Genomic DNA, 20431 nt, shown 5'->3' with positions numbered 1-20431 from the left:
AAAACGCCAGCACCGATATTGGTACCTACAATCATTGCAATACCTTCTATCAAGGTAAGTTTTTTTGTGATTAAGCGACTCCTAGAGTCGGATGCTGAGACAGCAGTTCCTGCTTGTACCATACTTCTATCCTCCAATATTTTATTTATTATGTTTACTAAAAAATTTTCCCAAATTTTATTAGTTGATTAAAATCTTATCTTATACTTATTAATATTTTTCAAGCATATAGGCATTTTGTGATGAATGTCCAGTCTCTTTTTCAGTTAAAAAATCGCAATTTACTTCTCTATATTCAACTAAAAATATCTCTTAATAATTTTTTTAGGGAATCCGAAAGGGCTTATTTATTCTTTATTCAGATATTTGATATATTATCAGCCAACTTTTATTTGCAAGGCCTATTAAACAATGCGTAATAATCTTCTATTGGGAATATTTTTTGTAATTATCTCCCAAGTCGCCTTCGCTCTAATGGATAGTTCTATAAAATGGTTAAGTGGCGATATCTCGACAGCAACTATTATTCTCTTTCGGAATATCATTACCCTTTTTTGGGTTTTCCCTGCATTTTATTACTCGGGAGAGATTAAAAATTCATTCTCTCGATTGCCACTACATGCTATTCGTTCTCTGTCTGGACAGATTGGCATGATCCTGATATTTGTGTCATTAAAAGTTTTACCACTTTCAGATGCAACCGTTCTGCGTTCATTAACGCCGCTTTTTGTCCCGATACTGGCATTCATTTGGCTCAAAGAACGACTTAGCTGGATCTTAATTCCCAGTTTTATTCTTGCTTTAGCAGGTGTTTGGATGATTGCCGATGTTGATAAACCTCATTTTTCCTTACTTTCCTTGCTGCCAATCTTAGCTGGAATTTTTGTAGCAATGGCAATGGTCGCAATTAAGCGTGTTAGTAAAGTAGCAAAAGGAGCAGAGATTGTCTTTTACTTCTCGCTCACGGGGATTATATCAGCACTGATCTTAGGCGCATTTACTGAACTCACACTACCAATATCTCCGACGGTATGGGGGATTGTCTTACTGATGGGAATCTTTGGGTCATTAGGACAAGTGTGGGTCACAAAAGCAAACTCTCTCACCGATGCATCAATTCTTGCACCCTTTTACTATCTTAATGCCGTATTTGGTGCCTTAATTTCCCACTTTTTCTGGAATGAAACATTAGGTATTTGGGGGTGGTTAGGTGCACTTCTTGTCATTATCGCAGGATTACTACTCATCATAAAGAGGCAGTAATCAGCATCAAAAATCTTACAAGTTAGATACACAATTAATTTAACTCAAAAACAATGTGCTATTTTCTATAAAAACTTCAGCAACGAACGTTATTTTTTAGTAAAGTCTCAACTTTACGAATGTTTATAAGGACAACCTCCTCAATAACATTTTATTAGATAAATATTGCATCAACATTGCATAATTTTTTAATACATAACGAGACAATAATGAAAAAACAACTCTCACTCTCAGCATACATCACCGTTGGGTCGATGTTATTTGGTCTATTTTTTGGTGCCGGCAACTTGATCTTTCCGGTACATATGGGGCAAGAAGCGGGAGCTTCTACCTTAATGGCAACGATTGGATTTATTCTCACCGGCGTCGGTCTTCCCTTTTTAGGTGTTGTGGCGATTGGATTTTCCAAAAGTAATGGATTGTATGATTTAGCAAGTCGTATAACGCCAGCTTATGGCCTATTTTTTACGATTGTACTCTATCTGACAATTGGTCCTTTTTTCGCACTTCCTCGTACAGCAACCGTGCCGTTTGAAATCGGCTTAACACCTTTTTTAAATGATGATCAGATGGTGATTGCACTCTTAATCTTCACTATTATCTTCTTTCTTCTTGCATGGGTTTTATCGCTGAATCCTACCAACATTATGATGTGGATTGGCAAAGTATTAAATCCTATTTTTTTAATACTATTAGCCTCCTTGATTATTAGCGCTTTTATTAATCCAATGGGGGATGTCGCATCATTAAGCGTCCAAAAGAGCTATCAAGCTAGCCCGATATTTAAAGGCTTTACAGAAGGTTACAACACGATGGATGTCCTTGCATCTTTAGCATTCGGGATTATTGTCGTAAATACCATTAAAAACCTTGGAGTTACAAATACGACCGATATTGCTAAAGATACCTTTAAATCCGGAATCGTGAGCTTGGTTCTAATGAGTGCAATTTATGGTTGTCTTGCTTATATCGGTGCGATGAGCTTACATCAATTCCCACTCTCTGAAAATGGTGGTATTGCTTTAGCACAGATTTCCACTTATTACTTTGGTTCATATGGTTCGATTCTTTTGGCTTTCATCATTACCGTTGCCTGTTTAAAAACAGCTATCGGTCTGATCTGTGCCTGTGCGGAGATGTTTAATCAGCTCTTTCCCAAGATCTCTTATCGCACCTTTGTCCATCTCTTTAGCCTGATTAGTATGCTGATTGCAAACGTGGGATTAACAGCAATTATAAGCATCTCTATTCCAGTATTGATGTTCCTTTATCCTTTGGCAATTACCTTAGTATTTTTAGCATTCCTATCGCCTCTTTTCCATCACAAAAAAATTGTTTATCAAATAACAATCGGTGTGACATTCATCGTTGCCGTACTTGAAGGACTTAAAGCTTCCTCCTCTGTGATTAGCCAAAACCCAATTATTTTCAATATTACATCATTCGTGGATTCGGTTTTACCCCTTTCCAATGTCAATATGGGCTGGATTCTTCCTGCAATTGCCGGCTTTGTGATTGGGTGGGGAGTAAGTTTAAGACAGAAAAACTAAAGAGAGTAACAACCCAAATGTAGAGCACTACGATATTCATTCTACCAAAGACCTTTCTACGCTTTTAGAAAGGTCTTTTTTTGCTACTTTTTTTAGGTAATGTTTTATGTGATTATTACAACACTCAATAGTCGCCAAGCGTTTCATCGATCCCTAGCTCCTTAACCAATTAGGTACATCGGTGTATGCTCAACTCACTCTATCGATACCTTATCTCGCAATCCTTTAAAATATTGTTGATTTAGCTCTTTCTCTGATCTTGGAGATTGAGCCCCTTTGAGTAAAAGAAGTCGAAACCTTTCTCGTTCGAGATCCTTGCCCTTCACATATTCGCTATTTGTACTATAGGTGCAATCTTTCACCTTACGCTCAACAAAATTTTTTAATGATTCAGGAAGCGAAATCTTCATTGTGCTCATATTACCTCTTCCTGTTTAACAATAATTGCCAATGATTGAGTGCAAATGATTGGGAATTTTAATCTATATAGAGAATAGATAAATTGATACTCATACTGACTTAGAGATCCTGTCTACTACTTACTATAAAGCAGACTAATGCTCTTCTACAAAAAACTCCCCTGCCGATTCGACAAGAGAGTTTTCTAAAAATATTGCTTAATACAGCAATTATCTCAACAAATTATTCCCAAAGGTAATTAACTATAAATCTGCTGCCCTTGCTCTTTAAACTCTTCTGATTTCTGCTTCATGCCTTCAATCGCAACACGTACTTCTTCCGGCGCTTCGGCAAGGTTTTTCGCTTGTGCTTCCCGGCGAATATCTTGGGAGATACGCATTGAGCAGAATTTAGGACCACACATTGAGCAAAAGTGTGCGACTTTTGCCGCCTCTTGTGGGAGCGTTTCATCATGATACTCACGCGCAAGCTCTGGATCTAAACCGAGATTGAATTGATCTTCCCAGCGGAATTCAAAACGTGCTTTTGAGAGTGCATCATCTCGTTTTTGTGCATTTGGATGCCCTTTCGCTAAGTCAGCCGCATGTGCCGCTAACTTATAGGTGACAACGCCGGCACGCACATCTTCACGGTTTGGAAGACCTAAATGCTCTTTCGGCGTCACATAGCAGAGCATTGCTGTACCATACCAAGCGATCTGTGCGGCACCAATTGCTGAAGTAATATGATCATATCCCGGAGCAATATCGGTCGTTAATGGGCCTAATGTATAGAAAGGCGCATCGTGACAATACTTCTCCTGCATCTCCATATTCTCTTTGATCTTATTCATCGGCACATGTCCTGGGCCTTCGATCATCGTCTGTACATCGTGCTTCCAGGCAATCTCTGTCAATTCACCGAGCGTCTTAAGTTCTGCAAATTGCGCTTCATCATTAGCATCTGCAATCGATCCTGGACGCAGGCCATCACCTAATGAGAAAGAGATATCATACTGCTTCATGATCTCGCAGATCTCTTCAAAGTTCTCATAGATAAAGTTCTCTTTATGGTGCGCTAAACACCATTGCGCCATGATCGATCCACCACGAGAAACAATGCCGGTCACACGATTAGCCGTCATTGGAATATAGCGGAGTAGAACGCCGGCATGAATTGTAAAGTAATCGACCCCCTGCTCTGCTTGCTCAATCAGCGTATCGCGGAAAACTTCCCAGTTGAGATCTTCAGCAATGCCATTCACCTTTTCAAGCGCTTGATAGATCGGCACTGTTCCGATCGGCACCGCGGAGTTACGGATGATCCACTCACGCGTTTTATGGATATCTTTTCCTGTTGAGAGATCCATGACGTTATCAGCGCCCCAACGGGTTGCCCAAGTCATCTTCTCCACTTCCTCTTCGATATTGGAGGTGATCGCTGAGTTACCGATATTGGCATTGATCTTCACATGGAAATTTTTACCAATAATCATCGGCTCTGCTTCAGGATGATTGATATTTGAGGGAATAATCGCCCGTCCTGCAGCGACTTCATCACGTACAAACTCCGGCGTCATCCCTTCGCGAATGGCGATAAACTCCATCTCCGGCGTAATGATTCCTTTACGTGCATAGTGCATCTGTGTCACATTCATGCCCGGCTTAGCACGCAGAGGTTTACGCTTTAACCCCGGGAATACGCCCTCATTGATACGTGGATCATCTTCACGCTTGTAGCCATCATCGCGCGCGCTCTTTTTGCGGCCATAATACTCCTCCACATCACCGCGCTCTATCACCCAATCTCTTTTGAGTGCCGGCAGCCCTTTTGTGAGATCCACTTGATAATTCTCATCGGTATAAGGACCACTAGTATCGTAGACGCGAAATGGTTCATTCTTCTCGATCACTTCCCCTTTCGGGCCAAGCGTATCGCTCAATTCAATCTCACGAAATGGCACTAAAATATCGGGTCGACTGCCTTCAACATAGACTTTGCGACTCTTGGGAAACTGCTTCATTAATTGGATTTTTTGAGTCATAAAACCTCTCCTTTATTATTTTGATCAATAAAGACGAGATTCTGGCACGGGCGTAAAATGACATTGTAAGCAATATAGAGATGACAATAAATTGACGACAATTATCATCAAAAATTGATAAATATATTTTCAAATTATTGTACTTTTTGCTAATAGTGACTTCCCTACGCTGGTACTAGCCAGATCAGGTCCAAAGGGTTTAAGCAAAAGCTAATCTCAGCTCTCTAAAGAGCTCCCCTAGCGAATTGATACTTTGTATCAAGAGTGTAGTTATAGCCTGTTTAGGCCTAAAAATCAAAGTTTCTCGGATACAAATATTCCATTATCAAAATTTAGACAACAGATGATTCATCTTATTCTAAATTGCACTAGTAATTTGTTTCTCTAATAAAAACCTGTTTCAAAAATAACGGATGATTTACACATAAAAAACCGTATCTTACAAAGATACGGTTCACTGAGGATTGAGGGGGGGAATTGATGAATAAAGTTTTATCTAATCGCTAATAGTAAGGACATAATCTATTTTTCTAAATAACGGTCAACACTCCAAAGCCCAGCACCATGCGCCATCAAATAGATAAACCCGCCTGCGATTGCAATATTTTTCATAAAGGATGTTGCATCTTCGGGGGCTCCGTGAAAAATAAACGCAGTCGCGATATTAAAAATAATCATAAAAAATGCCACAAAACGCGTTTGAAAACCAATAAGAATTGCAAGTCCGCCACCGAGTTCAAGTAGAATAACGAGCCATAATAGTCCTTCTGGCAATCCCTTTGATGCCATATATGCAGCGGTTCCTGAAAAACCGAAGATTTTCCCCCATCCAGACACAATAAAAAGATATGCTAAGAAAGCACGACCCACCAACATGAGTAACGATTGGGCTCCAGCTGATGAAACACTATTTTTAACAAAAACATTTGGATTAAACATTCGTCATTCCTCTTGAAAAAAACTAACATGCAATTTTGTATAATTTTGAATAAATTAAAATCATTCTAATGAACTAATCTATCGCTTTATTAACCCATCAAAATATTTAACATGTGGTTATAGTAGAGTTTCTTTTAGAGTGCTGATATAGAAGAATGGAAAATCATTATTTCCATTTTTGCATTAATGCTCGACATAAAAGGCAATGAAATTTATGAGTACCATCTCCAAAAAAATTGATCTGGAAGATATCTACCTTTTTTGTAAAGTCGCGGAATGCAATAGTTTTACAGAGGCAGCCATTTTACTAGGAACAACTCCATCTTCTATCAGTAAAGCAATCGCACGTTTAGAAAAAAAACTCTCCTTGAAACTTTTTATTCGTTCCACGCGTGCAATGCGTTTAACAGAAGAAGGGATAAGCTATTATGAGGTCTGTAAAAAATCTATTGATGAAATTTTGGCGATGGAAAATCAATTAGCAGCGAACGTTAAACCCCATGGTACATTGCGGATTAGTGCACCAGATAGTTATGGCGTTACAGTATTAATTCCTAACCTCTCCCCTTTTATTGAACAAAATCGTCATAATCTTCAATTAGAGATCAGTTTAGGCAATCACTTTGTGAACTTTACTAAAGAACCATTTGATTTAGCGATTAGGATTGGCGAGCTTGAAGAGACACGTGTCATTGCAAAACATCTACATACAACCGAATTTAAATTAGTTGCTTCACCACGTTACTTAGAAAAATATGGGGTGCCAGAAACCATTGATGATTTGAGTAAGCATCAATGCATTGGACTACATTTCCCTGATCGAGGAACACCAATTTATTGGGAATTTGGTGAAAAATATCATCGTCCCCCTATTACCTATGCAATTGTTCACAGCCACTCATTAGCTGCTCGTGACCATGCGCTTTTAGGACTAGGAATCACTCGATTAATGGACTATTCTGTCCAACGAGAAATTGATAATGGTAAGTTAATTGAAGTATTACCCGGAAGCGCACCTCCTCCCATGAATGTTCATCTTGTCTACCCGAGTAATGGCTATATACCTGCTAAGACTCGGTTGTTTATTGACTATTTTATGAAAGAAATTCAGCCTTTATTACCAACGAGTAATAAAATGATCGATTACTATATTTGAAATATTTTTTGATCTTACAAGTCATGCGGGTAATTTAGGCATACAAAAAAGCTGCAACCATTTAACAGGTTGCAGCCCCTAATTATCGACTAATAGAAATTTCTATTAGTGATTATTCTGCACTTTTCTCAGTGTTGAAAAGATCTTGGAAACGATACTTAAGCGTAATACCTGCTCCGTAATCCTTCACTTTGTGCTGACCTTGACGATAGAAAGTATCCACAGAGATTGTGAAGTTATCCGCAACAATCCCTGAAACTCCCGCCTTCGCTTCTACTGAAAGTCCATTACGATAACTACTATGTTTGTCGTTATTGTATTTCGCTTCCGCTTTGGTTCCGTCATACCAGAGATTTATACCGGCATATGGACGAATATCACCCTCTTTTGGATAAACAAACAACCCTGCACGCGTTACGACATTTCCAGATGTTGAGTTTTTCACCCACACACCAGAATTAGGATCACGATAACCTTTCGCATTAAAGCTCATTAAAGTCATCTGTGCTTGAGGTTCAATAACAACATTATTACCAAGATCAATCGGATATCCCCCTTGCATTGTTAAATTCCAGAGATGTGATCGATAAGATGCTGAGCCATTGCCCTGTGATTCCACCTTATTACGATAATTACCGTAAGAGATCAATCCATCGACATAAGGGGTTAACGCATTACCATTTTGGAGATACCACGTTCCATAAGCACCAAATGCTTGCCCTGTCACTTGACCTTTAGAGCGCGTACCTGAAAGGACGTTATCCGAATGTGTTTTCGCCTTCATCGTTGTAATCATCAGACCTAAACGAGTCATACCATCATAGCCAAAGTTAAAGAGGTGATCACCACCAATTGTAGTGCTGTTATAATCATTATCATAATGAAGCTGATTATCTCCGGCACGCCCCTTAGTTTTTCCTCCTTTAGTGATATTCCACACGCTGCTTTCGGCAACAAACCCATCGCCATTTACACCTAAGCGATTAGAAGCTAATGAACGAATACCACTTGCGCTCACCTCACTTCCTCCAAGGCCAACTCCACCAAGCCCCGGTACTTGTGTATGAATAGCAGCTTGTGTATTACCAAGGCTGACCCCTATATCTGAACGATAAATCTGATCTACACCGCTTTGTGGATTAATGCCTGAAAGATACCAATTCTGATCTTGACCATCACGTGTTAAGAAGTATTGATAACTACCAATAGCGATCTCATTACTCGCTTTAAAGGCCCCTTTTGTAGAGCTTTCTGCTTCGATTAACATTAAGTCTTTCTTCGCTAATGCACCCCCAACACCCATTGTCGTGACATGGACTTGCGTTGTTCCAGATGCTGCACCTTTGATAATCAATTTGTCCGCAGAAGAGTTACCGCTTCCATTGATATTAGCATTCATAGAAAGTGTACCATCAACTCCGATATAGTCTCCATCAATTGTCATAGTATTTCCGACTTGAGTACCTTCTAAACGAATTGCCCCACTGTTTGTGAAATGACTACCAAAAGTCAGATGTTCTGTTTGACCATTAATATTTTGACGATTTTGAGTTATACCTTGACCCACTTGAATAGTACCAGCATTCTCAAACTTAGAGTCCTTCGTACCATTTAATGTTCCTGTACCTTTAAAAATCGCACCTTCCGCAACTTTCAAACCACCAAGAGTTTGGGTTGTATCATTAAGATCAAAATGAGCCCCATTTTGGATCGCTAATTGAGATGTATTCCCTAAAGCACCGCTAACACCTGCAATTAAACCTCCAGATACAACCGTTGTTTTCCCAGTATAACTATTTTGACCAGTTAATGTAATAGCCGTTGTTGCTTTATCATTACGAATTTCAAGGTGACCATTTTTCACTTTGTCAGAAATTTCTGCTTTGAAGGTGTTATTACGGTCTTCAGCTCCTTCTAAAACAGCTGTTTTATCTTCTAAAATTGCTAATTTAGAGAGTTGATAACTCACATGAAGTCCATCACCTTTTGCATCACTACCTGTGGATAATCCATAACCAAAGGTTCCTTCTGCAACAGTAGCTCCCTTCTCCGCTTTATCCACAATGCCCAAGTTTGTTAACAATAAGATATCGGTATTTTTTGCAATATCTTTACCATTCACATCAATCAATTCAAGTGCAAGATCATTCGTTAGATCTCCAACAACATCTTTAGCATCCACTAATTTCAGTAATGGTTTACCAACATTTAACTCTACTAGACCGATACCTTTTTCCAAAGATGGATCAAGATTTAATGGGAAGTGTTCAACAACCACAGTTCCTTTAGCATTAGTAAGGTTTAGCTTTTGGACATTTAGAACATTCTTCGATGTCAATTTAGCATATTCTTGAATAATACCATTATCAAAGCGTAATGTACCACCACCAAACGAAACTCCTCCAAGGTTACGATCACCTTCTGAACCAAAGTCAATATTACTGTTTTGACCAATGTTAAGAGTTCCTTTGCCTAACACATTGCTGTTTTGCTCATTTAAAGTGAAGTTTCCATTATTCATATCAACCGTTCCAGCAAAATCACTTTCCACTTTGTCCCCAAATTGGAAATCTTGATTTTTGCCATCTTTACCAGCATCCACACTGAATGTACCATCACCTTCAAGCTGATTGTTGAATTGATTATCCTTCACTTTTAAGTTTGATTTACCATCCACATGGAGACTACCTTCAAACTCCTTGGTTGTCTCATTGAGATCTAAATCAGTATCTTTTAAGTAAATAGTGCCTTCACCTTTAACAGTATTCTTAAGCGAATTAGGATCTTGTGATGTGCCTTTATCATCCTTGTTATAACGATCAAGCACTAGCGCACTGCCACCACCAATCGTAATTGTCCCATTACCATTACCAAGGTTTTTATCCTCAGAAACAGAGACATTACTTCCCTCTTTCTCCGAGCCTGGCTTAGTGCCGAGTGTCCAATTACCATTAAAGTCTGAATTATCGCCAGAAACGGTGATATCACTATCATTGATATGAATATTTCCATCACCTTTCACAGTCTGGTTCATATCTGTACTTGCACCCTCTTTTTTGCTAGGCACATCGTTGATTGTGAGATGACTATTGCCTTTTGTCAGATCAACAATGGTCTCTTTACCACCAAGGTGATTCATATCTCCGTTAATAATTACGTTTCCTTGGTCACTAACGTTAATTTTGCCGCCAAAGCCACTATTGTCACCGGATAGTTCAACATCTCCTCTATTTGGATTAGAGGCATCTTCCCCAGCTTTGATGTTAATCGTTCCTTTACCGGAAATATCATTTTTAACGGAATTTTCGCTCGTTTTTTCACCGACAAGCGTTAAGTTTCCATCATTTTTGATTCCTGCATTACCAAGACTACCACTTTCATCAATAATAATATGGCCATTGCCTTTTCCTGCGTCACCTTTTCCGATTTCAACACTGACATCTTTACCAAGCCCATCATTTTTTCCTGAAACGGTAAATGTGTTGTCATCAGCACCTTTGCTGCCTGGAACTTTAATAGAGCCACTGTTACCAGTGAGACCATTATCATTATTAGATGAACCACCACCATTAATAATTAAGTCGCCGCCATCAAGATTAATAACACCATCATTCTTAAGCTCGCCAACAACATCGACTTTTCCAGGCTTACCATCTTTTTTGCCAATCGTGATTACCCCTTTATCATCGGTATTGGTTAGCTTACCGCCGACATTCAACTCTCCGCCACCAAGCTCAATATTACCGCTATTAGTAACATCTTTAGAGATATCAACTTTACCGCCATCAACCTTAATATTGGCATCTTTTTCATTGGTTAAACTACCATTGTCAGCAGTAATATTACCGCCTTCTGTCGTGATATCACCTTTGTTTAAGATATCACCATTTTCAACGGTAATATTGCCGCCTGGCAATTTATTACCATCTTTATCGGTTAATCCGCCAGTATTGATGTCACTACCTGGATTATTGATAAGCGTATCTGTGCCATCAGGAAGCTTGTTACCTTCAGTGTCTTTACCATTAACGGTTATATTACCGCCACCAGTATTGATTGTACCTGTTGGTTTACCGCTTGGATCACCATTAGTTAAAGTACCATTAGCATTGAGATCACCACCCTTAATTGGGTTGCCATCTTTATCAACAATTGGTTTACCGTCTTTATCTTTACCGGAGGTGTTAATGTCACCTTCATTTTTTATATTCCCACCGTTGTTAGTCGAAACTTGACCACCTTCAGTTGAGATATCACCTTTGTTTAAGATATCACCATTTTCAACGGTGATATTGCCGCCTGGCAATTTGTTACCATCTTTATCGGTTAATCCGCCAGTATTGATGTCACTACCTGGATTATTGATAAGCGTATCTGTACCATCAGGAAGCTTGTTACCTTCAGTATCTTTACCATTAACGGTTATATTACCGCCACCAGTATTGATTGTACCTGTTGGTTTACCGCTTGGATCACCATTAGTTAAAATACCATTAGCATTGAGATCACCACCCTTAATTGGGTTGCCATCTTTATCAACAATTGGTTTACCGTCTTTATCTTTACCGGAGGTGTTAATATCACCTTCGTTGATAATATTATTACCGCCGTTAACATCTCCACCACCTGTGGTAATAGAGCCATTATCTTTATTGATAATATCGCCTAGGCATTCATCAGTTTTACAATCAGGTTTCGGGAAGACAGTAATATTTCCACCTTTGCCATTAGGATTTGAGGTATCAATCTCTCCGCCATTATTGGTGAGATTACCTCCATTACCTTGAACGGGTTTTCCATTCTCATCAAAAATCGGTTTACCTGTTTCAGGATCAACTTTTCCACCGACAACAATATCTCCACCGCCTGTTTCTAGTTTTCCATCTGATTCATTACCGCCTTCAGGTTTTGTATTGGTAATATTACCGCCAGAGATGATATCACCTCCATCTCCGCCTTGATTTGCAGTATTAATGTTCCCTTCATTCTTAATACCGCCACCGCCGGTTACATTACCGCCACCAGTTATGATTGCACTGTCTTTTTCATTATTGATCGTATCTTTAATCGTGATATCACCACCGGGTAGTGGTTTACCATTCTCATCAACAATTGGCTTACCATCTTTATCTTTAGGCCCTGAAGTATCAATAGTTCCATTACTGTTACCATCTCCATTATTAAGATTGCCACCACCATTAATATTGCCACCGCCGGTTGTAATGTTGCCGCCATTATTATTGTTGATATCACCTTTACAATCTGGCCCATCACAATCTGGTTTCGGGAATACAGTGATGTCACCGCCTTTATCCCCAGGTTTAGAGGTATCGATATTACCGGTATTATCAAGATTACCACCATTTCCTGGAAGCGGTTTACCGGTTTCAGGGTCTTTTTTACCGCCTACAATGATTTCCCCACCATCAGTAATGATCTCACCATCATTTTTAAGATCTCCACCTGAAGAGACATCTCCAGCTCCTGTGTTGATTTCACTATCTTTGCCGATGTTATTTATATTACCGTTTTCAGTCGTGACATCACCACCACCGGTATTAATATCACCTTCATTCTTGATATTACCGTTACCCCCAGCAGATACATCACCACCATCGGTTATGATTTCACCATCTTTACCGTTATTGATATCACCATTTTCCGTGGTTACATCACCTCCGTTGCCTGGATTTTTCGGGTCAGTCGTATCAATTTTTCCATCATTATTGATATTTCCATCACCACCAGCAGAAACATTACCACCTTCGGTTATAATCGCTCCATCTTCCTTATTATCAATATTCCCGTTTTCAGTCGTGACATCACCACCGCCGGTATTAATATCACCTTCATTCTTGATATTACCGTTACCCCCAGCAGATACATCACCACCATCGGTTATGATTTCACCATCTTTACCGTTATTGATATCACCATTTTCCGTGGTTACATCACCTCCGTTGCCTGGATTTTTCGGGTCAGTCGTATCAATTTTTCCATCATTATCGATACTACCACATTTAGTTTTATCTTCATTACAGCCGGCATTGATATTACCGCCGCCTGTATTAACTTCACCATTTTCTCCATTATTAATATTTCCGCCACCGGTTCCGACATCTCCGCCTCCAGTGTTTAGATTGCCATCATTTTTAATGTCGTTCTCGCCAGTATCAACATCTCCGCCATCAGTATCAACCGTTTCACCATCACCAATGTTTAAATCGCCATCTAACACAACTTTTGTCACGCCATATTTTACATATAGACCATTTTCACTAGTTTCAGTAGAGTCATAAAGGCCACTATTCGCTGCAAGTTTATAGTCATAGGTCACTTTCGCAGAAAGTCCATTATCTAACTTCACCACATGGTTCACATGAGTTGAGCCTGTACCAATTTTTGTATCATTGACATACAAATCGATATTGTTCTTCGAAATAGAGACATTATCTGCTTCTCCTAACTTATAGAAAACACTTTCATCTCCTGATGTTTTAAAGAGATTTCCAAGCGTCAAACCATTTTTAAGATCTATTAAAGGCGCCTTATTTTCAGCCATTGTAATCTTCACGGTACCATTCGTTAGATTAATGGAATCTGCTTTAAGTACACCTTTTGCTCTATCTGAGGCATTACCTGCTACAAATATCAAGCTGCCATTATTAAGTGTCACATCTTTATGATTAGTATCTGCGGTAACCGTCAATCCACCATTTTTAAGAACAATACTGCTACCTTTAAGGACCAGACCATTTAAGTCCATTTGTGTATTATTAACTGTCAATGTCCCTGTGAAATTGTTACCAACCTTCTCAGAAACTACTACATTATCGCCATTACCATGGATATTAATTGCTCCCTCACCACTTAATTTAGAATCAAGTGCTGATTGCTTGATATCCAATGTACCTTTTGAAGAGACATTTAAGGCAATATCTTTCGAGATATTATTGGAATCCGTCAAGGTTAACTGACCTTGCTCAGCGATATTAATTTGCCCTTGACCCGATACCTGATTCGTAATCTCTCCAAGATTACCTGTAATATTAAGTTGTGAATTATTATCGGTAAGCGTGACGGCTGAGCCACCTAACTGTGCTGTTTTATCTACTGATAATTGACCATTTTCAATGGTAATTTTCCCTTTATAAGCGCTGTTGTCCCCTGAGAACGTTGTATCAGCATTAATCGTAATATTTCCAGCGCCTGTAAGTGTATTCCCGACTGTTTGATCAACATTCACTGCTAACGAACCGTCTAATGTAATATTCCCCTTACCTAAACCATTTCTAGCATTTAAATCAGCATGAGCATCTTTAGAAACAGTAATATTGGCGGTTAGATCATTATTTGATGTATCTGCAGTTAGTTTTCCACCTGAGAGATTCACTATTCCAGAACCCGCAACATTAGCAAATGAGCCTCCATTATTAAGGGTTAGATTTCCGTTATTAAGCGCGATATTGCCACTATTTTCAAGCTGATCAACAACTTGTGTTTTTCCAGCAAGATCCAGCACTCCACCATTTTTAATAGTAAGATTACCTTTATTACCAAGGGCATTATTACTTGCAAGGCTTACCTTACCACTGGTAATAGTTGTATCACCTGAGTAACTATTCTGTTCGTTTCCGAATGTAATCCCGTTATCCTTAGCATCTAACGTTAAACTCCCTTCGCCAATAACTTTTGTTATAAAAGTATTATTGGAATTTGATTTCGCTGCTAATTGGAGATTTTCATCCTTAACAAGCTCAATAGCATTTAGACCAGCACTTATAAAAAGTCCATGTTTACCATTAGAAGTCGTTGTAACACTGTTGCCATACTGTAGATTTGCAACATGCTTCCCAGCTTGATTTAACGTGATTTCTTTGTTGCTACCAGCCGTCTCACCAATTTTTAGGCTCTGTCCATTTAAGTTAAAACTAGCATTGCCCACCTTTACTTCTGTTTTAGAAGCGACAAGTGTCAGGTCTTTATTTTTGCCATTACCTAATTCAAACAGATTAGTATCTTCTGCATTTACAGCAGATGAATCATTTGAGTTTGTGAGTAAACCATCAATTTTGACGCTTACATCTCCACTTGAGAGGTCAAGACCTTCGACACTTAAAGTACTTGGAACACCACCAAAATTTAAAGAACCTCCAGCAAGTGTTACATTTTTCGCATTGCTAGTTCCTTTAACCGTTGCCTTCGCACCCTCATTTAAAATGAGATCTGCACTATCAAAAACTTTTTGGTTCGTTCCATTAAAAGTAATATCAGCATTTTTGACATCAACTACCCCCATAAATCCTGATTGGGTAGAGTCAAATACTTGCCCTTTATTATCAATAACTAAATTTCCAGAACCAGCAACCTTATTATTTAATGTATAAGCGGCACTATTAGTATTAGTAATCGCAATCTCACCATTATTCTCAATATTCAAGGTTAATGTATCGTTTAGATTCGTATTAGTCACGGACATATTAGCATTATTACTAACACTTACCGTTCCGAAACCATTGATCTTATTATTAATATCACCAAGCTTTCCTGCAGCGATAAATGTCGCACCTTTACCAATATCAACTACAACAGCATCGTCGATATTCTTTTCAGTAACAGCTAATTTCCCGCCATTAGTTATCGCAATGTTCCCTTTACCCTCAACCGTATTATTAAAGTCCGTTACATCACCATTAATAGATAATGTAGAGCCTTCATTCAAACTTAATGAAGCGCTATGAAGTTGCCCTTTTTCAGTAATACTTAATGTTGACTTTGTAAGATTATATTTCCCAGAGAAGTCATTTTTTGCATTTTTTAATGCAAGCTGACTATTAGTTAAATTAACATTTCCACGACCAGATACTTGACGATTAATGCTACCATTTGAGATACCTGAAAAATTAATGGAACCTTTATTTTCTAATATCAAACTTTGCTGTGTCGTAGAAGAACCTAACTGGGATAAATTTGTGATTGTTAACTCATTACTTACAACCTGAATTATACCTTTGTAACCGTCATTATTGCCCGTTAACTTTACATTTCCTGTAACTCTAATAACCCCGTCACTATTCTCATTACTGCTTATTTTATTAGCAAAAATTGAATCAGAATGAAGCATTAAAACCCCATTTTTGTCAATCAAAACATTTCCATGCCCTAAAGCATTCCCAGTTTTAACAACTACATTTCCATTATCTAAAAGAATAGTGGCATTTAAATTTTCGTTACTGACGTTAGCATCTATCTGAACTTTTCCTGTTAGTACCAATTCCCCTTCACCACTTATACGTCCTAATGCACCACCATTTGTGACAGACAAAGAACCTTGTTTTAATAAAATATTACCGTTATTGGTAAGCTTTTCAATTACTTGTTTTTGTTCATTAAGATTAAGTGTTGCACCGCTATTAATCGCTAAATTACCTTTTTCTCCAAAGGCATTATCGCTATTTGATTTAACTACACCCTGTGTAATAGTTGTGTTGCCGGAGTAATCATTAAGTGCATTTCCAAATAACATCTCCTGCTGAGAAGCATTAAGTGATAAATTACCTTTACCTGTAACTTTTGTTGCAAAATCTTGGCTATCGCCCGCTTGTGAAACTAACGTGAGTGTTTTATCCTGCTTAATTTCTATCTCACTTAAACCACTACTTAGAAATAGACCGTGTTGTCCTCCTGATGAAGTTGTTACGCTATTGCCATATTTAAGATCAGCAACATAATCATTATCTTGAGTCAATTTCTTAGTAGATGTGCTATTACTGCTCGCTGAACCAAGTGCTAATTTCTCACCATTCAAATTAACTGTTGCTTTGTTGCCTGTTACAGCATTTGTAGAATCAACTAATGCTAAATCAACCTTTTTACCACTACCTAATTTATAGAGGTCTTGCGGATCTTTAAGATCTCCGGTTTGCTCTCCAGCTACTAAACCATCAATCTTAATATTAATTACCCCGCCAGAAAGATCGAGGTCCGTGACACTTAACTTACCAGCAATTTTATCACTCGTTCCACTGAATCCAAGGGAGCCTCCACTAAGGCTCACTTTTTTCGCATCACTATCTCGCGTAATAGTCGAATTTGCGCCTTCTTTTAGAATGAGTTCCGCGCTTTTAAATACTTGCTGATCTGTGCCGTTAAAAGTAATTTCTGCATTTTTGGCTTCAACCGTACCGGTAAACCCGGTGTTAGCGATCGTTAAATTCTGTTTATTATTATCTATCGTAAGTTTACCGCGACCAGATAAATTATTAATAGCGTAATCACCTGATTTAGAATTATTAATTGCTAATAAACCATCTACATTAAGCTTTAAATCTGAGCCTAAATTATTCCCGACAGTCATACTGCCATTTTTGTTAACGACTAATGCCCCGTTACCTGACATTTCATTTGCAACATTTCCTAACGCTCCAGCAACAACAAATGAAGCCTTCGGTGCAATGTTGATTTTTACAGAATCCTCTATTGCTTTTCCAGTTACAGTAATAGAACCATTATCCACTAATTGCAATTGTCCATTACCATTAACAGTGTTGTTAAATTCGCCTAGGTTTGTACGAATAACCAGTGAAGAGGCACCATCAAGAGCGATAGTACCTTTGCTAATCTGGTTTTGGGAGGTGACGGTTAAAATCGAATGATTATTTAAATGATAATGACCTTTGAAAGAATTTTTAGGATTTAAAAATGTAATTCTACTGTTATTGAGTGTAATAGTACTATCTTCAGAAGTATTGAATTCTCTAAGAAAACGGTCATGGTGAATATTATTAAAAGTAACCTTTCCAGTACGCTCAATCAGAAATCCGCTCTCCAGATTATCTTCTCCAATAGAAGCCAAATTATTAACCACCAAATTCCCAGATGGACGTATAACCACCGAACCTTTATACATACTATTTTTGCCAGTTAACTCAACAGTACCGTTTGAGTTACCAATAATTAATTTGGCACTATGATCACCTAGAATTTCATTTTTAAAATGTTGAGCTACATCAATTTGCAAAGCTCCACTATTTTTAAGCGTGATTGAGCCTGTCCCTAAAGCATTTTTTTCTTCAACATTCACTAATGTTTCTGATGTTATATTTGCGAATAAAGAGCTGTTTTCTACGTTAGCTTTTACAACAGTATGGTCTAAAAACACCAATGAGCCACTGCCGATAACCCCTCCAAGATTACCACCATTTTGAATAGTTAAGGTACCTCCCCCCAAATCAATAACACCTTTGTTATCCAATTTCTTAACGGTTTGTGACTTCCCATTTAAGTCGACCACTGAACCTGAATCTACAATTAAATCACCTGTCCCCAACCCATTATTAGCATCCAATATCACCTTAGAAGCAGCAACGGTCGTTCCACCTTTGTAAGTGTTGCTTTTTTTCATCACAATCGATTGATCTTTCGAACCAGTTAATTTCAAATATCCCTCACCGATCAAACGCGAATAGACTGTTGATTTTGCTTCCGGAGCCGTTAATTCGAGAGTTTTATCTTTGAGGATATTCACATCACTAACACCAGAGGTAATGCTTAAACCTTTAACACCTGAAAATTTATATCCACTTAGTGCTTCTGCGACTTTTTGCCCATTTTGTTCAATATTAAAGGCTTTAGCTCCAGTACTATTTTCTATTTTAGACCCCTTACTATCCGCAAGAAAAACTCTAGCTAACTCTTCATCAGTAAGATCATTTTGGGAGATTAAAATTTTTCTTTTATCATCGCTTGTTTCATCTTTAAAAATAAAATCAATATTTTTTGGAGCTTCACTCACCATTTTAGCTGTATTATAACCCGGTAGAATAACGAGTGTTTCTCCTTCTATACGTAAATTTTTAACTGTTAATGAAAAAGGATTACCAACACTTTCTTTTACCTCAATAAAAGCATCCTTAAATATATAATCTACATCCTGATTCCCACTGTTTTGCTCAGCAATAATTAATTTACTTTTTCCATAATCATTACTGGTAAAAATCAATTTATTATTTGATAAATAACTTAATGTGAATACTCCGTTTCCGTTAAGCTTACTTTTTAAGGTATCTACAGTTATATTGCGTAGAACAACATCATCATTCGTTTTTAAAAAAAGACCACTATGATTATCTAATTTAATTTGATTATTATTATCTTTAGCAACAAAATTTGCTTCCAAAATTCGACTTTTTCCTAATATTTGTGAGTTATCAGGATTACGAAAATATAAATAACTAGTTGATTGAAAAGCCTCTGGAGACTCAAAAACCATCCCTAGAGAACCTTCAGAGTCTATGGATAGCCAATGGTTAAAAAAAGTACTACTATTTTGGGGAGGTAATGTGTAATTTCCTACAATCAACGACACATTAGCATTATTGGAAATGTGGACATTTCCTTGAGTAGGAGATGTACCATCCGGGCCATACTTTTGTTCCACATCGAGTTTTGCTTCAAAAAGCCCATTATACTTATCAGTAAATATCAATGATGAACCAATAGGAACGTTAATATTATAGCCAAGAGCACTGTCATCTTTGACAACTTTCACATTTCCCTTAAATTGAATCCCCTTACTCTCTAAATCTGTTTTAATTTGCTCAACAGACATTTCTTTTGGAGATACTTGCTTTGACAATAATAGATCTGAGCTATTATTTGATAAGGGAACAGCCTGAGAAATTGTCATTAAAGAACTAATCACAACTAAACTCAATAACGTTCTCTTGAATAAAGATAGTTGTTCAGTCGCACAACTTACCGAGCTAATGGTCGTAGACATCCCTCTTTTCGCTTGTCCTAACTCACTCGTAACAACACTACGACCTAAAACATAATTCCAAATAACACGGTAAATCTTATTCATTACTTCCTAACCTTCTGACAAAATTGTCAAATACTTAAAATAAAACTAGTAAATCACAAATAAACAATAATTGTATTTATATGTAAATACTTATAAATAATCGAAGGTAATGTAATAAATAATAAACAAAAACTCAAATTGTTAAGTTAACTATCATATTAAATTTTAAATAGAGCTTGACAGTTAATTAATGATAAATCGATTTTCCAAGAAAC

Annotated in this window: 8 protein-coding genes and 1 riboswitch (1 of these 9 running past the window's edge); of the genes, 3 read left to right on the top strand and 5 right to left on the bottom strand. The window is 37.8% G+C overall.

Annotated elements, in window-relative coordinates:
• A protein-coding gene (locus tag ACPF7B_RS00130; protein ID WP_490505619.1) for an aromatic amino acid transport family protein crosses the window boundary here: on the bottom strand, positions 1-122 show its start. Its footprint begins 1168 nt before the window's first position; only the first 122 of its 1290 coding nucleotides appear in the window; the start codon lies at positions 120-122; its stop codon lies off the left edge, out of view.
• A 289-nt stretch (positions 123-411) separates the two neighbouring features.
• Between ACPF7B_RS00130 and ACPF7B_RS00125 the strand changes: the two genes are divergently transcribed.
• Positions 412-1263 carry a DMT family transporter gene (locus tag ACPF7B_RS00125; RefSeq protein WP_490505618.1) on the top strand — a complete coding sequence of 284 codons (852 nt, stop codon included), beginning with the start codon at positions 412-414 and terminating at the stop codon, positions 1261-1263.
• Positions 1264-1472: 209 nt separating this feature from the next.
• Positions 1473-2813 (top strand): branched-chain amino acid transport system II carrier protein, encoded by a 1341-nt coding sequence (brnQ, locus tag ACPF7B_RS00120; RefSeq protein ID WP_490505617.1) that lies wholly within the window; start codon positions 1473-1475, stop codon positions 2811-2813.
• A 194-nt stretch (positions 2814-3007) separates the two neighbouring features.
• On the opposite strand, the gene ACPF7B_RS00115 is transcribed toward brnQ, so the two are convergent.
• From ACPF7B_RS00115 to ACPF7B_RS00105, 3 genes are all read right to left on the bottom strand, one after another.
• Positions 3008-3232: a ribbon-helix-helix domain-containing protein gene (locus ACPF7B_RS00115; protein ID WP_490505616.1), complete on the bottom strand. Its 225-nt coding sequence runs from the start codon at positions 3230-3232 to the stop codon at positions 3008-3010.
• 239 nt (positions 3233-3471) lie between these two features.
• Complete coding sequence (thiC, locus tag ACPF7B_RS00110) at positions 3472-5256, bottom strand: phosphomethylpyrimidine synthase ThiC (protein WP_490505615.1); 1785 nt, start codon at positions 5254-5256, stop codon at positions 3472-3474.
• 144 nt (positions 5257-5400) lie between these two features.
• A riboswitch (TPP riboswitch) is annotated at positions 5401-5505 on the bottom strand.
• Positions 5506-5778: 273 nt separating this feature from the next.
• The gene (locus ACPF7B_RS00105) at positions 5779-6195 is read right to left on the bottom strand and encodes a DoxX family protein (RefSeq protein WP_490505614.1); all 417 of its coding nucleotides are present in this window, start codon (positions 6193-6195) and stop codon (positions 5779-5781) included.
• 214 nt (positions 6196-6409) lie between these two features.
• Here ACPF7B_RS00105 and ACPF7B_RS00100 point away from each other — a divergent pair, with 214 nt between their 5' ends.
• Positions 6410-7351 carry a LysR family transcriptional regulator gene (locus ACPF7B_RS00100; protein ID WP_490505613.1) on the top strand — a complete coding sequence of 314 codons (942 nt, stop codon included), beginning with the start codon at positions 6410-6412 and terminating at the stop codon, positions 7349-7351.
• Positions 7352-7463: 112 nt separating this feature from the next.
• Here the strand turns inward: ACPF7B_RS00100 and ACPF7B_RS00095 are convergent, their stop codons facing one another.
• The gene (locus ACPF7B_RS00095; protein ID WP_490505612.1) at positions 7464-20216 is read right to left on the bottom strand and encodes an ESPR-type extended signal peptide-containing protein; all 12753 of its coding nucleotides are present in this window, start codon (positions 20214-20216) and stop codon (positions 7464-7466) included.
• Positions 20217-20431 lie beyond the last annotated feature (215 nt).

Source organism: Ignatzschineria sp. 22MB058224 (assembly GCF_058188435.1).
The sequence above is the reverse complement of the archived record's forward strand: the minus strand, read 5'-3'. Positions and strand labels throughout refer to the sequence as shown.